The following is a 14,140-nucleotide window of genomic DNA, read 5'->3' on the forward strand; positions in this document are numbered from 1 at the left end:
CGGATTGAGGGCGCAGGGTGTCGCCGCTATAGTAATCCCCGGTGGTAGCTGGAGGAACGCGCATGAATCTTGACGACAAATCCCTATTTCTTGGCGCTATGGAGGACGTACAGCCTCTGAAGCGCAATAACGACGTTCACTGGCATCCCGAGCGTAACGCTCGCCCCGTACAACGGGTAGACACCCTGCAGCTCGATAACTGTCTCACCACCGGCTATCTCGATATTGTGCCGTTAGCCACCGCGCTGGAGTTTAAGCGCGAAGGGCTGCAATCCGGGGTGCTGGATAAACTGCGACGCGGCAAATATAGCCAGCAGGCGAGCCTGAATCTACTGCGTCAGCCGGTTGAACAGTGCCGACAACTGCTGTTCGCCTTTGTGGTTCAGGCGCAGAAGGAGGGGCTGCGCAATTTGCTGATCGTTCATGGCAAAGGACGCGATGATAATGCTCACGCCAATATCATTCGCAGCTATCTGGCGCGCTGGCTGGTGGAGCTCCCGGAGGTTCAGGCCTTTTGTACCGCGTTAGGACACCACGGCGGCAGCGGCGCGTGCTACGTTGCTCTGCGCAAATCTGCCGAGGCAAAACAGGAAAACTGGGAGCGCCACGCCAAACGCAGCCGCTAGCGCATCAGTAACGTCAGCTCCCGGGCCGCTTTTTGCAGCTCGGGCAAAACTCTTTCCAGCATTTCACGCGTTGAAACCTGCCCGGCATGAACGCCGACGTTAAGCGCCGCCTGAATTTGCCCCTGCGGGTTAAACAGCGGCACCGCCAGCGAGCGTAGCCCCATTTCCAGCTCCTGATCGTTAAGCGCGTAGCCTTGTTGATGAACGCGTTTAAGTTCAGCGCGCAGTTTCGCCACCGAGTCGACGGTTTGCGGGGTATAGCGAATCATCGTCACCCGGCCCAGCATATCGTTGAGCTTCTCTTCCGGTTGATGACTCAACAGCACCCGTCCCATCGAGGTCGCCCACGCGGGAAGGCGGCTACCGATATCCAAATCAATGGTCATAATTCGCGAACTGGAAGCGCGGGCAATATAGAGAATGTCGTCGCCATCAAGCGTCGCGATAGAGCAGGACTCATTAAGCATTTCGCTTAAATGCTTCAGTACCGGCTGCGCGGATCGCGCCAGCGGCGTGGAGGCAAGCCAGGCGTGTCCCAAAGCCAGAATCTTCGGGCGCAGCTGGAAATTTTTGCCATCCTCGGCGTAAACAAAACCTAATTTGCTCAGGGTATACAGGCAGCGACGCACCGCCGCACGCGGAATACCGGTCTTCTGGCTGATTTGCGAGATGGACAGCAGTGGGCGCTGTGGGGTGAAGGCCTGAATCACTTCCAACCCGCGCGCCAACGAAGCCATAAAGTTCGGATCGCCCTTAAACGGATCGCTATCGCCCGTCAGTAAATCGTCTGGATGTTTCTCCATTTTCGTCTCCGTATTTGCCATCGATCACATTCTTTCGCTAAAGATATACGATGTTCGATTATCGCACCATATTTCGATTATCGCCCTTGACCAGCATCGTTAAGCGGGTCACATTTTGTGCGAACAACGAATAAAAGTGCGATTACCGCACATACAGGAGCGACCTGATGATTGATAAAAGCGTGTCGACGCTAAGTGATGCCATCGCTGGGATCCACGACGGGGCGACCATTATGATTGGCGGTTTTGGCCCCGCCGGTCAGCCGACGTACCTGATAGATGCTCTAATAGAACAGGGGGCTCGTGATTTAACCATCATTAACAATAACGCGGGCAACGGCGAGGTGGGCCTGGCGGCGTTACTGAAAGCCGGGCGGGTGCGCAAGATGATTTGCTCGTTCCCACGCCAGGTGGACTCACAGATTTTTGATGATCTCTATCGCCGCGGCAAAGTGGAGCTGGAGCTGGTACCGCAGGGAAATCTGGCGGCACGCATTCAGGCGGCAGGTGCCGGTCTCGGTGCGGTATTTACTCCTACGGGTTACGGTACGCCGTTGGCTGAGGGTAAAGAGACCCGCGAGATCGACGGCCGTCATTACGTTCTTGAATATCCCATCAAAGCAGATTTCGCGTTGATTAAAGCCCATCAGGGCGATCGCTGGGGCAACCTGGTTTATCGCAAAGCGGCGCGCAACTTCGGTCCGATTATGGCGACCGCCGCGCAAACCACCATTGTGGAAGTCTCACAACTGGTCGCCCTGGGGGACCTCGACCCGGAAAGCGTTATCACGCCGGGAATTTTCGTCCAGCGTGTTTATTCCCTGGAAAACCTGATTGCTGCCAAAAGCGCCTGAGGAACCCATTATGCAAAAACTGACTCGCGATGAGATGGCCCAGCGCGTGGCTCGCGATATTCCTGAAGGTGCTTATGTCAATCTGGGCATCGGCCTGCCGACCCGTATCGCCAACTATCTTCCGGCGGATAAAGAAGTGTTCCTGCACAGCGAAAACGGCCTGCTCGGGATGGGGCCGAAACCGCAGCCGGGGGAAGAGGACCCGGAGTTGATTAACGCCGGGAAAGAGTATGTGACTCTGCTTCAGGGGGGCTGCTATTTCCACCATGGTGACTCCTTCGCCATGATGCGCGGAGGCCATCTGGATATCTGCGTCCTTGGAGCCTATCAGGTCTCCGCCCGCGGCGATCTGGCTAACTGGAGCACCGGGGCGCCCGATGCCATCCCCGCCGTCGGTGGCGCGATGGATCTGGCTATCGGCGCGCGTCAGGTGTTCGTGATGATGGATCACCTGACTCGCGATGGCGAATGCAAACTTGTCGAACGCTGTACCTATCCGCTGACCGGCGTTGGCTGCGTCAGCCGCATCTATACCGATCTGGCGGTGATCGATATCAGTGAGAACGGCCCAGTGGTGCGGGAAATCTTTAACGGCCTCTCTTTTGAAGAACTGCAGCGCATCACTCCGGTGACGCTGACTTTCGAGCAACTGGCGGAAAGCGCGTAAGGAACCTATGATGAATCAGGCATTTATCTGCGATGCGGTGCGTACGCCGTTCGGTCGTTTTGGCGGTACGCTGGCGACAATGCGCGCTGACGATCTGGCGGCGCTGCCGCTAAAAGCGCTGCTGGAACGTAACCCAGGCCTTGACCCAGCGCGTATTGATGATGTGATTTACGGCTGCGCCAACCAGGCCGGGGAAGATAACCGCAACGTTGCCCGCATGGCGCTGCTGCTGGCCGGGCTGCCGGAAAGCGTGCCGGGCAGTACCGTTAATCGCTTGTGTGGTTCCAGCCTTGATGCGATCGGCATCGCAGCGCGCGCGATTAAAAGCGGCGAAACTCAACTGATGATTGCCGGTGGTGTCGAAAGCATGTCGCGGGCACCGTTTGTGATGGGCAAGGCGGAAAGCGCCTTTAGCCGAACGATGCAGATGGAAGACACCACTATCGGCTGGCGCTTTATCAACTTGCAGATGAAAGCGCTGTATGGCGTTGATTCAATGCCGGAAACTGCCGAAAACGTGGCGGGCGATTTTGCCGTTTCGCGTGTAGATCAGGATGCGTTTGCGCTGCGTAGCCAGCTGCGCACTGCGGCTGCGCAAGCGGCTGGGCGCTTTGCCGATGAGCTGATCGCCGTTTCGGTCCCGCAGCGAAAGGGTGAAGCGCTGCTATTTACCCAGGATGAACACCCGCGCAGCACTAGCGCAGAGGCGCTGGCGAAACTACGCGGGGTCGTGCGTGCTGACGGCACGGTCACGGCGGGTAACGCCTCTGGGGTTAACGACGGTGCCTGCGCGTTATTGCTCGCCAGCGAGCAGGCGCTTACGGCAAATGATTTACAGCCGCTGGCCCGTGTGGTCGGCGTGGCGACGGCGGGGGTTGCGCCGCGGATTATGGGGTTTGGCCCGGCACCGGCGGTGCGCAAGGTTCTGGCGCAAACCGGCCTGACCCTTGGGCAAATGGACGTCATTGAGCTGAATGAAGCCTTCGCCGCCCAGGCGCTGGCGGTGACGCGCGATCTGGGGTTGCCTGACGATGCCGCGTACGTAAACCCTAACGGCGGCGCGATTGCGCTGGGCCATCCGCTGGGGGCTTCAGGTGGGCGTCTGGCGATGACTGCGGCGTATCAGCTGCGGCGAACAGGCGGACGCTATGCGCTGTGCACCATGTGTATCGGCGTCGGTCAGGGGATCGCGCTGATTATTGAACGCGTTTAAGGAGCCAGAATGAGTTTGTTGACCCCGATGATGCGCACCAGTCCGCTGACCGCCTGGTTCAGCGATGCGCAGCGGGTGCAGGGTATGCTGGATTTTGAAGCCGCGCTGGCCCACGCTCAGGCCGAGTGCGGGCTGGTGCCGCAGGCGGCGCTTAACCCGATTATCGAATCATGCCAGCATCAGCAAATTGACTTTGCGGCTTTGGGACAGGCCGCCGCCAGCGCGGGCAACCTCGCCATCCCGCTGGTAAAACAGCTCACCGCGCGGGTAAAAGCTCAGGACGAATCGGCTGCGCGCTATGTCCATTGGGGAGCAACCAGTCAGGACGCAATTGATACCGGCTTGATCCTGCAACTGCGCGGCGCGCTGGCGGAAACGGACGCGCTCTTACAACGCCTGCTCGATGCGCTGGCCAGCCAGGCCGAGCGACATCAGCATACGGTGATGCCCGGGCGTACCTGGATGCAGCATGCGCTGCCGGTGACCTTTGGCCTGAAGCTAGCGGGAACGCTCGACGCGCTGCTGCGCTGGCAGATACGTCTGCGTGAAATGCGATCAAGGATGCTGGTGCTGCAATTTGGCGGTGCCGCCGGCACGCTTGACTCGCTCAAAGCGCAAGCGCCACAGGTTGCCGCTGCGCTGGCAAAAACGCTCGACCTGAACCTTCCCGATACCCCATGGCACAGCCAGCGCGATCGTCTGTTAGAAGTGGGGGCGTGGTACGCGGGTGTTTGCGGCACTCTTGGTAAATTCGCCAATGATTTTTCCCTGCTGATGCAAACCGAAGTTGCCGAAGTCTCTGAACCGGTCGCCGAAGGTCGCGGCGGTTCATCGACCATGCCGCACAAACGTAATCCCATCTCCTGCGCGGCTATCTTGACAGCCGCTCAACGCACGCCCGGACTGGTGGCAACGCTGTATGCCGGACAGATTCAGCAGCATGAGCGCGCGCTGGGCGGATGGCAGGCGGAGTGGGAAACGCTGCCGGATCTGATCACCCTCGTCGGCGGCGCGATGGCGCAAAGCGAAACACTGGTGCGTGAAATGCAGGTGTTTGCGCATAAGATGCGCGCCAACCTTGATATCACCCATGGCCTGATTATGGCGGAAGCGGTCACCCTGGCGCTGGCGGAGTTTATCGGTAAAGCCGAGGCCCATCATCGGGTTGAGGCCTTGTGTCGTCAGGCGATGGATGAATCTCGTTCGCTGCTGAGCGTGCTGGATAACGATCCCTTGGTCGGTGAGCATCTTTCCACCAGCCGTTTAACCCAACTGCTGGACCCGGCAACGGCGACCGGCAGCGCTGAACTCTTCGTGCGTCAGGTGATGGCGCGCTATAAGGAGCAACGTAATGAAGGTTGATTATCAGATTGACGGGCCGGACGGTGCGCCGGTCATCGTACTCTCCAATTCGCTGGGGACCACCCGGGCGATGTGGCAGCCGCAGCTCGCGGCGCTAACTCAGCATTTTCGCGTCCTGCGCTACGATACTCATGGTCATGGTAAAACCGGCAAAAGCGGAAAGGTAACGCTGGCGCAGCTTGGCGAAGATGTGATTGCGCTGCTCGATCATCTTAATATTGATAAAGCCTGGTTTTGCGGTATTTCAATGGGTGGGCTGACCGGACTGTGGCTGGGGCGTTTTGCGCCTGAACGCTTTTATGGCCTGGTCGTCGCCAATACCGCAGCACGAATTGGCGATCAGTCGGGCTGGCTGTCGCGTGCCCGCGCGGTTCGTCAGGAGGGCATGGACGTTGTGGCTGCCGGATCGGCGGATCGCTGGTTTACCCACGAATTTCGCCAGAAGACGCCGGAAGTGGTGGAAGCGCTGTGCCATCAACTGACCCATAGCAATGCAGAAGGTTATGCGGACTGCTGCGAGGCGCTGGCGGCGGCCGGCCTTCGCGCTGAAGTGGCGCAAATTCCGCTACCCGTTTTGATTATTGCCGGGGAAAGTGACCCTGTCACCACGGTGACGGACGCCAACTTCCTGCATCAGCAGATCCCCGCCTCACAGGTGGTAGTACTGGCAGCTTCTCATTTATCGAATATCGAAGCACCGAAGGCGTTCAGCGCCGCGTTGCTGGGCTTTTTCCAGGGAGAACAGCATGGAAGATAAACAGCGCTATCAGCAGGGAATGGCGGTGCGCCGCAAGGTGCTTGGCGATACCCATGTTGATAAAACCCTGCAAAAACTGACGCCGCTCAATGAGGAGTTTCAGGATTTTATCACCCGCTACGCCTGGGGTGAGACCTGGACCCGTCCGGGCCTCGATCACCATACCCGCAGCATGATTACCATCGCGATGCTGATTGCCCTGAACCGCGAAGCTGAGCTGAAAATGCATCTGCGCGCGGCGTTTAATAATGGCGTCACCCGCGATGAGTTAAAAGAGCTGATTATGCACTCCGCGCTCTACTGCGGCCTGCCCGCAGCTAACGCCACGATGCATCTGGCGCAGCAGGTTTTTGATGAGGTGGATAGCGAGCATAGGTAGTTTCCGATTCGCTGGCTGCAAGCGTTAAGCATCGCAGCCAGCGTCGGACGGCAATTTGGTTAAAGGTACTTGTGCGTTAAATTAGCAATATCATGCTGATGGTCGGTGCCATTAATGCAGTGTCTGGCGCCAATAAAATCGACGTGATTATGATTGATATACTCGGTAAGTTTAAATCCGGTAAAAGCCCCGACTTTAAAACCATGAACTAATATGAATAATGACGTATTGGGCTCGAGGGCGAGATCTGGGTTTTCAGAAAGATTCAGATCGAGGATTTTTGCATACATTTCATAATTATTTTTCCATGTTAGTTGTACGTAGCCCCGGCCGTAGTAGGGATAATATTTAAGATTTTTCTTGCACCAGCTCTCATCAAGCCAGAAAGCCTCCCGAACCGGTTTGAATGTTTTTGCCGTTTCCCATTCTACCGTTGCTAAAACATAGGCCATTTGGCTATTAAGCGATAGCCCCATGGCATTACACATCATTTTTATGGCATTAATCGTACTGTCTTTATCATCCAGCTCATATTTGATGGGCCATACTGCGTTAACTTTTTCTTGAAGACTGTGAACTGAGATAGGGCCAATAAGGTCGGGATTGCCTTCAATAACGTCTTTCTTGAAATTAGCCCAGGCAGTTTTGGTTTTAGGTCCAATCATCCCGTCGATGTCCCCGACGGGATAACCTATAATAGATAAACATCGCTGAATGCTTTTTATTTGAGCATTATCAAGTGCATATAACGGTGTCGGGGAGGTAATTGAATCCAGATTCTCAAATGACATTATTTATTCCTCTAGTTTGAGGGCAGTGGATGCGATCAATTACTGCGAACAGAACACTGGCATAGCGAAACCACCCCCTTTTATAAACCCAGGGGGTTCATTGGGGTCGATAACCAATAAAAAATTGTCCTTTTTATTTTTATCATGTGACCACACTAGATTATATCCTGTGTAAATAAGATAGCGACCCTGTTTAGTGAGCGTTGATTTGCCTTGCCAGCATCCGGTATAGGCGCAGACGGACATATTTTTATTATCAACGCTTATGGATGCAGGGGTGAAAGATGTCGGTGAGGAACAGCTATTTTTATCGCACTGGACTTCAATGCTTTTATTTGTACAGTTCCAGCTCGATGAAAATACAGTGAAAGGTAACAGGGAAAAAATTAGCAATAAGTATCGCATAATGGTTTCTCTCTAGATTTGCCATGGAGTAGTCAATCTATATTGCCACCAGTTTATATAACTATACCCTAAATAATTTGACTTGCAGGACAAAACGGTTAACCGTTTTGAACTGAGCTTGCGCTGGCTCCTTAAGAGGTGAGACCACTGGCGGACGTAGCCAACGCGTCTATAGCTTGAGGTATGACGGGTATATACAACACGATCTGCTGGCATTACTGATTACACTGTAGTTGGTTTTCATCAGGCTTGAGCAAGATTATTTTAAGACAATAGCCGGTTTTTTTATTCAATAATGAACTAAAACGATGCCGGGTATTAATCATTGAAGAGGGACGAAAGAATGATAAAAATAGTAGACCCGACAGGTGATAAATACGCTAATAATAAGCAGTGGAATTAAATTCCCGACGGTTTTTCCGCCGGTGGTTGTCTTTGATCGGTATAAGCCTTACTGACAGTATTGCTTAAGCAGGTCGTACTGCTCAGCGATCAGATGATAGCGATACACCGGACGCCCGGTGGCGCCATAGTGAATGCTGGTATACAGAATGTTAATCTGCGCCAGCCAAATCAGATACTTACGGCAAGATACTCGAGAAATACTTACCGCTGCCGCCAGTTCGTCGGTGGAAAACTCAATGTCCGGGTGCGCATCAATCCACTGGCAAAGGGTGCGCAGCGTCTGGGAGGTTAAGCCTTTTGGCAGCTTACGCGCATCGGTAGCTTCCGGCGCGCTGCCGTGCAGCAGCCGATCGACATCTGCTTGTTCGTACCAGGGTTGGCCGGTCATCAGCTTGCGCTTTTCGCGCCAGGCGGTAAGCGCCTCTTCAAAACGGGGGAACTGGAAGGGTTTGATCAGATAGTCGACTACGCCATAGTGCATAGACGTCTGCACCGTTGTGGCGTCGGCGGCGGAAGTAATCATAATCACATCGATGGCCCGGCCCGAGGCGCGAATGGTGGGCAGCAGATCCAGGCCGCTATCCTGCTGCATATACACATCCAGCAGGACCAGGTCTATCTCCAGATCCTTATCGTCAATCATCTCCCTGGCTTTACTCAGCGTTGACGCCGTGCCGCTGCAACGAAAGCCGCTGACGCGCGCTACGTACAGGCGATTCAGTTCGGCTACCATGGCATCATCGTCAACAATTAATACATTTATCACGCACTTTTCCTCTTACTATCCCAGGGAAGATGAACAAAAAATTGGGTAAACACGCCGGGTTCGGACTCGACGGCCAGCGTGCCGCCCAGTTCGTGAAGCTGCTGGCTGGCAAGAAACAGCCCGACGCCGCGATTCTCGCCTTTGGTGGAGAATCCTTTATTAAAAATATCATCAATAATCGCCTGTGGAATACCGGGGCCATCATCGCTGACTTCGCCGCTCAACCAGCCGTTCTGATAGTGTAACAGCAGGCTGACTTCGCCCTCGGCCTGGCCGCTCATGGCATCGAGCGCGTTCTCGATTAAATTGCCCAGCACGGTGATCAGCACGGTTACCTGTTTTTCATTCGGGCTGTCCGGCACCAGGCTCTCTTCGGCAAGCGTGAGGGTAAAACCGCGCTCCCTGGCATGCTGAATTTTGCCGATTAAAAATCCCGCGACGACCGGCGATTTAATGCGGTTCTGGATTTCACCAATATCCGCCTGATAAGTGTGGGCGGTGTGCAGCACGTACTCTTCCAGCTTGTCGTAACTCTTTATATTCAGCAGGCCGAGAATCACGTGCAGTTTATTCATAAATTCATGTGAGGTGGTGCGCAGGGCGTCAACGTAATTCACCATCCCATCGAGGCGCTGAAGCAGTTGGCTGACTTCGGTTTTATCACGGAAGGTGCTGATTGCGCCCACTACGTCATCCTGGCTGCGCACCGCAACGGTGTTGCTGATCAGCAGAAGGCCGTTACAGCCCAGCTCCCGATCGTAAATGGGTTCTCCGGTTTGCAGCACCTCCTGCAAATCCGCCAGCAGCGGCGTATCGGTGATGTCATTATTAGGGCCGTTAAACAGGATATCGCGCGCGGCGGGGTTAATCAGCGTGACCTGGCCGTCAGCATCTACCGCCACGACGCCCTCTTTTAACGAGTGCAGCATCGCCTGGCGCTGCTGAAACTGGTTGGATATCTCCTGCGGCTCCAGGCCCAACAGAACGCGCTTCAGACCGCGAACCAGACTCCAGGTACCAATGGCGCAAACCAGCGCACTGAACAGCACGGTCAATATTACATCCCGGCGGCTGGTAGCGATTTGCTGATCAACTTTGCTCAGCGAAATGCCAATCGCCACCACGCCAATTTGCCGGTGGTTATCGTCAAAAACAGGCGTAAAAACCCGCAGCGCCGGGGCCAGTACGCCGTGGTTAACGGCAACGTTCTCTCGACCTTTTAGCGTTGGCAGAATGTCATCGCCAATAAAAGGTTGACCGATAATCTGGCTATTGGGGTGCGAATAGCGGATGCCGTCCATATTGGTGACTACGGCAAACAGCAGCCCATTGCGTTTGGTGGCCGCCAGCGCCAGCGGCTGGATGATATTATTTTGCGGCGATAAGGCCAAACCACGTTTGACTTCGGGGGTATCGGCCAGCGTTCGCGCCACCGCCAGCGCCGTATCTTTCACACCGTCGCGCGTCGCGCCGCTGATCTGCATAAACCACAGGGTATAGACCAGAAGCAACACTGAACCGATCACGCTGCTAATCATTAAGGTGACCGCGGTGCTCAGCTTCATACTCATTGAGCGTTTACGGGCGGGCGAAGCCTGCTGCGCTAATTCATTCATACTAACCCCGGTGAATCGCTAATAAGCGTGTCGCTGAATCAAAGGATCTCTTAAAGCCGTGTAAAAAGCAAAATTGACCGTCAGGAGCCGGTTAAGAGAGTAGGGCAATAGCGAAGCCGCACCGGAATAATGCCATCTTCCATCATCGAATATCCCTACTGAATTTGTGAGAATTAACGTATTTATAAACAAATATATCCTCCCGGAATGGCGATTCCTGCTGTTGAATATTTCATTTTTTTAATGGTTATTTTACTTTTTTAAGTTAAAAAACCAGGTTAATAATAATTGGCTATGTGTGCGAAAGTGTAAATGATATTTTAAAATAAAGTAAAAGTGCGTTAATATGCACCCTCTTATTACACTTGTGCTATGTGATATTTCTATTATGCCTGCAATTAAAAATACGATTATATCTATGACCGCATTAGCGATGTTCGTCAGTTCGGCGACATATGCAAATGACGATACCTCGAAAAAAACCGATTTCCTGTTGATTGGCGGCGGCATTATGAGCGCGTCGCTGGGGACCTGGCTGCACGAATTACAGCCGGAGTGGAAACAGGTGATGGTTGAGAAGTTAGATGGCGTTGCGCTGGAGTCCTCGAACGGCTGGAACAACGCCGGGACCGGGCACTCCGCTAACATGGAGCTGAACTACACGCCGGAACGCCCGGATGGCTCTATCGACGTCAGCAAAGCGCTGGATATTAACGAGCAGTTTATGATCTCCCGTCAGTTCTGGACGGCGCAGGTCAAACGCGGCATTTTGCACGATCCGCATGCATTTATTAATTCCACCCCGCATATGAGTTTCGTCTGGGGTGATAACGTGGATTATCTGCAAAAACGTTATACCGCCTTGCAGCAAACCACTTTATTCCAGGGGATGAAATTCTCCACCGATCACGCGCAAATAAAGCAATGGGCGCCGCTGGTTATGGAAGGTCGCGATCCGCAGCAAAGAGTCGCGGCGACATGGACGCCGGTTGGTACCGACGTTAACTATGGGGAAATAACCCGCCAGCTGATCGGAAGCCTGAAGAAAAATAACAACTTCACGCTGCAAACTTCGTCTGAAGTGACCGATTTTAAACGTAATGCCGATAATTCATGGCACGTGACGATTAAAAACGTGAATAGCGGCGAAGAGCAGGCGATCGATGCCAAGTACGTCTTTATCGGCGCTGGCGGCGGTGCGCTGAAATTACTGCAAAAAACCGGTATCCCGGAAGCGGATAACTACGCCGGTTTCCCGGTGGGCGGCTCCTTCCTGATGACCGAAAATCCGGCAGTGACCAAAGAGCATCAGCAAAAAGTCTATGGTCAGGCCTCGGTGGGCGCACCGCCGATGTCGGTACCGCATCTTGATGCCCGTTTCCTCGACGGCAAGCGCGTGGTGCTGTTTGGGCCATTCGCCACCTTCTCAACTAAGTTCCTTAAAAACGGCTCGTTCCTGGATCTGCTGAGTACCACCACCACCGATAACGTGCTGCCGATGACTCACGTTGGTCTGGACAACTTCGACCTGGTGAAATACCTGATTAGCCAGGTTATGTTGAGTGATGATGACCGCTTTGCAGCGTTGAGAGAGTATTACCCTAGCGCACGTAAAGAGGACTGGAAGCTGATTCAGGCCGGCCAGCGCGTGCAGATCATCAAGAAAGATGCTGAAAAGGGCGGCGTGCTGAAGTTGGGTACGGAAGTGGTGGTCGATCAGCAGAAAACCATCTCCGCTCTGCTGGGTGCATCGCCGGGCGCTTCTACCGCCGCGCCAATTACCCTGAATGTGATTAAGCAGATGTTCCCGGAGCAGTTTAACTCCCCGGAATGGCAGAGCCGCATTCGCGATATCGTCCCAAGCTACGGTCAGAAGCTGAACGGCAACGTTGCGCTGACTCAGCAGGTTTGGAATGACACCGCTGCCGCATTGCAGTTGACCAAACCGCCGGTGATCGAGATGAACGCCGCCGCGCCGGTCATGACCGCAAAACCGGCAGAGCCGAAGGCGGAAGCGTCGCCGCAGCACGATATGGCACTCTAAGCCCACGCCTGTGAAATTGCCCGGTGGCGGCTAGCGCCTTACCGGGCCTACGGGACGAGTTCGGGTTTTGTAGGTCGGGCATGGCGCTAGCCGCCGCCCGACAGAAAGGCGAGCACGGTAACCCAAATAAGTTGGCGACTCGACTCCCACGATTAATGAATCTCACTCATAACCTCAATCCCCCTCGCAGGGATTATCCCGCGCGCCTTTCCCGCTAAACTTGCCGCTCTCCTCATCGCAATCCCTCTCCTCAACGGAAATAATAATGACTTCACCGCAAACGCGTGCAGCCAGCGGGCCGCTGTTTATTCTGATTCTCAGCGGGCTGATGGCGTTCACCTCGCTCTCGACGGATATCTACCTGCCGGCGATGCCGGTAATGGCTGCCGAGTTACAGGGTGATGCTGAAATGACTATCACCGGTTTTCTGATTGGTTTTGCCCTGGCGCAGCTGGTTTGGGGCCCAATTAGCGACCGCCTCGGACGACGAACGCCGCTGTTTATCGGCATGGTACTGTTTATTATCGGTTCTGCGGGCTGTGCGCTGTCGACTACTATCGATCAAATTGTCTTCTGGCGCGTCTTCCAGGCGCTGGGAGCCTGCACCGGACCAATGCTGGCGCGGGCGATGGTGCGCGATCTCTTTGCTCGCAGCCGGGCGGCGCAAATGCTTTCAACTTTAACTATCGTGATGGCTATTGCGCCGATTGCCGGGCCGCTAATCGGCGGGCAGATGATTAAAGTCACCAGTTGGCACGCTATCTTCTGGCTGTTGGCAGTGATTGGCGCGCTGATGTTTATTGCGCTGCGCTGGCTGCCGGAAACACTGCCGCCGGAACGTCGTCAGCAGGGCTCAATGCTGGGGGCATTTCGCAATTATGGTCAGCTGTTGAAAAACGCGACTTTTATGCGCTACACCCTGAGCCTGACCTTTTTCTACGTCGCCGCCTATGCCTTTATTACCGGTTCGCCGGATGTCTATATTCGTTACTACGGCGTTGCGCCGCAGCATTACGGCTGGTTGTTCGCGGTGAATATTATTGGGGTTATGGCGATGAGCGTGGTAAACCGCCGTCTGGTTCAGCGCCACGCCCTGAGCTCGCTGCTGAAAATATCGCTGGCGGTTGCCGCGCTAGCCGTCGTGATACTGGCGACGGGTGTCAGGCTGCATATTGGCGGCATTGGTCTGATAGTGGCCAGCGTGTTCCTTTTTTTCTCGATGAACGGCGTGATTGCCGCCACCTCGACCGCCGCGGCGCTGGATGAGGCAGGGGCGTTTGCTGGTTCGGCCTCAGCGCTGATTGGCTCATTGCAGTACGGCAGCGGGATTATTTCTTCGTTACTGCTGGCGTGGCTGCGTGACGGTACGCCATGGACGATGGCGTGGATCATGGCTGCTTTTACCCTTGCCAGCCTGCTGCTGGCCTGGCGAAACCGATAAATTGCACTAAT

General features: G+C 54.7%; 13 protein-coding genes. 9 read left to right on the top strand and 4 right to left on the bottom strand.

The genetic code is table 11. The features are described from left to right. Positions 1 to 62 precede the first annotated feature (62 nt). On the top strand, positions 63 to 626 hold the full coding sequence (smrA, locus tag HV213_RS13455; RefSeq protein ID WP_181486044.1) for a DNA endonuclease SmrA: 564 nt from the start codon (positions 63 to 65) through the stop codon (positions 624 to 626). On the opposite strand, the gene HV213_RS13460 is transcribed toward smrA, so the two are convergent. Beyond that, entirely contained in the window at positions 623 to 1,429 is an 807-nt protein-coding gene (locus HV213_RS13460) for an IclR family transcriptional regulator domain-containing protein (RefSeq protein ID WP_181486045.1), read from the bottom strand. The two genes, smrA and HV213_RS13460, sit on opposite strands and share 4 nt — an antisense overlap. Positions 1,430 to 1,596: 167 nt before the next feature. Here HV213_RS13460 and HV213_RS13465 point away from each other — a divergent pair, with 167 nt between their 5' ends. The 6 genes from HV213_RS13465 to pcaC are packed head-to-tail and all read left to right on the top strand — an operon-like array spanning position 1,597 to position 6,661. Beyond that, complete coding sequence (locus HV213_RS13465; protein WP_181486046.1) at positions 1,597 to 2,283, top strand: 3-oxoacid CoA-transferase subunit A; 687 nt, start codon at positions 1,597 to 1,599, stop codon at positions 2,281 to 2,283. A 10-nt stretch (positions 2,284 to 2,293) separates the two neighbouring features. Continuing rightward, positions 2,294 to 2,950 (top strand): 3-oxoacid CoA-transferase subunit B, encoded by a 657-nt coding sequence (locus tag HV213_RS13470; RefSeq protein WP_181486047.1) that lies wholly within the window; start codon positions 2,294 to 2,296, stop codon positions 2,948 to 2,950. A 10-nt stretch (positions 2,951 to 2,960) separates the two neighbouring features. After that, positions 2,961 to 4,163 carry a 3-oxoadipyl-CoA thiolase gene (gene pcaF, locus HV213_RS13475; RefSeq protein WP_181486411.1) on the top strand — a complete coding sequence of 401 codons (1,203 nt, stop codon included), beginning with the start codon at positions 2,961 to 2,963 and terminating at the stop codon, positions 4,161 to 4,163. 9 nt (positions 4,164 to 4,172) lie between these two features. After that, positions 4,173 to 5,525: a 3-carboxy-cis,cis-muconate cycloisomerase gene (locus tag HV213_RS13480; protein ID WP_181486048.1), complete on the top strand. Its 1,353-nt coding sequence runs from the start codon at positions 4,173 to 4,175 to the stop codon at positions 5,523 to 5,525. Continuing rightward, the gene (gene pcaD, locus HV213_RS13485; RefSeq protein ID WP_181486049.1) at positions 5,515 to 6,282 is read left to right on the top strand and encodes a 3-oxoadipate enol-lactonase; all 768 of its coding nucleotides are present in this window, start codon (positions 5,515 to 5,517) and stop codon (positions 6,280 to 6,282) included. Before HV213_RS13480 ends, pcaD begins: the two co-directional genes overlap by 11 nt. After that, the gene (pcaC, locus tag HV213_RS13490; protein WP_181486050.1) at positions 6,272 to 6,661 is read left to right on the top strand and encodes a 4-carboxymuconolactone decarboxylase; all 390 of its coding nucleotides are present in this window, start codon (positions 6,272 to 6,274) and stop codon (positions 6,659 to 6,661) included. The genes pcaD and pcaC overlap by 11 nt, the downstream gene beginning before the upstream one ends. A 59-nt stretch (positions 6,662 to 6,720) precedes the next feature. Here pcaC and HV213_RS13495 read toward each other — a convergent pair whose 3' ends face one another. The 3 genes from HV213_RS13495 to HV213_RS13505 form a co-directional block, all read right to left on the bottom strand. Then, positions 6,721 to 7,452, bottom strand: a complete 732-nt coding sequence (locus tag HV213_RS13495; RefSeq protein ID WP_181486051.1) for a carboxypeptidase — start codon at positions 7,450 to 7,452, stop codon at positions 6,721 to 6,723. 856 nt (positions 7,453 to 8,308) lie between these two features. Next, on the bottom strand, positions 8,309 to 9,028 hold the full coding sequence (gene dcuR, locus HV213_RS13500) for a two-component system response regulator DcuR (RefSeq protein ID WP_181486052.1): 720 nt from the start codon (positions 9,026 to 9,028) through the stop codon (positions 8,309 to 8,311). Then, complete coding sequence (locus HV213_RS13505; RefSeq protein ID WP_181486053.1) at positions 9,025 to 10,644, bottom strand: sensor histidine kinase; 1,620 nt, start codon at positions 10,642 to 10,644, stop codon at positions 9,025 to 9,027. Before HV213_RS13505 ends, dcuR begins: the two co-directional genes overlap by 4 nt. Before the next feature lie 433 nt (positions 10,645 to 11,077). Between HV213_RS13505 and mqo the strand changes: the two genes are divergently transcribed. Beyond that, positions 11,078 to 12,688: a malate dehydrogenase (quinone) gene (gene mqo / locus HV213_RS13510; RefSeq protein ID WP_249415949.1), complete on the top strand. Its 1,611-nt coding sequence runs from the start codon at positions 11,078 to 11,080 to the stop codon at positions 12,686 to 12,688. Between the two features lie 265 nt (positions 12,689 to 12,953). Beyond that, positions 12,954 to 14,129 carry a multidrug effflux MFS transporter gene (locus HV213_RS13515; protein WP_181486055.1) on the top strand — a complete coding sequence of 392 codons (1,176 nt, stop codon included), beginning with the start codon at positions 12,954 to 12,956 and terminating at the stop codon, positions 14,127 to 14,129. Positions 14,130 to 14,140 lie beyond the last annotated feature (11 nt).

The organism is Klebsiella sp. RHBSTW-00484 (assembly GCF_013705725.1).
In the GTDB taxonomy this organism is placed as follows: domain Bacteria; phylum Pseudomonadota; class Gammaproteobacteria; order Enterobacterales; family Enterobacteriaceae; genus Klebsiella.

Coding starts and splice junctions, on each gene's coding strand:
- smrA (WP_181486044.1), top strand. CDS start 63: ATGAATCTTGACGACAAATCCCTATTTCTTGGCGCTATGGAGGACGTA.
- HV213_RS13460 (WP_181486045.1), bottom strand. CDS start 1,429: ATGGAGAAACATCCAGACGATTTACTGACGGGCGATAGCGATCCGTTT.
- HV213_RS13465 (WP_181486046.1), top strand. CDS start 1,597: ATGATTGATAAAAGCGTGTCGACGCTAAGTGATGCCATCGCTGGGATC.
- HV213_RS13470 (WP_181486047.1), top strand. CDS start 2,294: ATGCAAAAACTGACTCGCGATGAGATGGCCCAGCGCGTGGCTCGCGAT.
- pcaF (WP_181486411.1), top strand. CDS start 2,961: ATGAATCAGGCATTTATCTGCGATGCGGTGCGTACGCCGTTCGGTCGT.
- HV213_RS13480 (WP_181486048.1), top strand. CDS start 4,173: ATGAGTTTGTTGACCCCGATGATGCGCACCAGTCCGCTGACCGCCTGG.
- pcaD (WP_181486049.1), top strand. CDS start 5,515: ATGAAGGTTGATTATCAGATTGACGGGCCGGACGGTGCGCCGGTCATC.
- pcaC (WP_181486050.1), top strand. CDS start 6,272: ATGGAAGATAAACAGCGCTATCAGCAGGGAATGGCGGTGCGCCGCAAG.
- HV213_RS13495 (WP_181486051.1), bottom strand. CDS start 7,452: ATGTCATTTGAGAATCTGGATTCAATTACCTCCCCGACACCGTTATAT.
- HV213_RS13505 (WP_181486053.1), bottom strand. CDS start 10,644: ATGAATGAATTAGCGCAGCAGGCTTCGCCCGCCCGTAAACGCTCAATG.
- mqo (WP_249415949.1), top strand. CDS start 11,078: ATGTTCGTCAGTTCGGCGACATATGCAAATGACGATACCTCGAAAAAA.
- HV213_RS13515 (WP_181486055.1), top strand. CDS start 12,954: ATGACTTCACCGCAAACGCGTGCAGCCAGCGGGCCGCTGTTTATTCTG.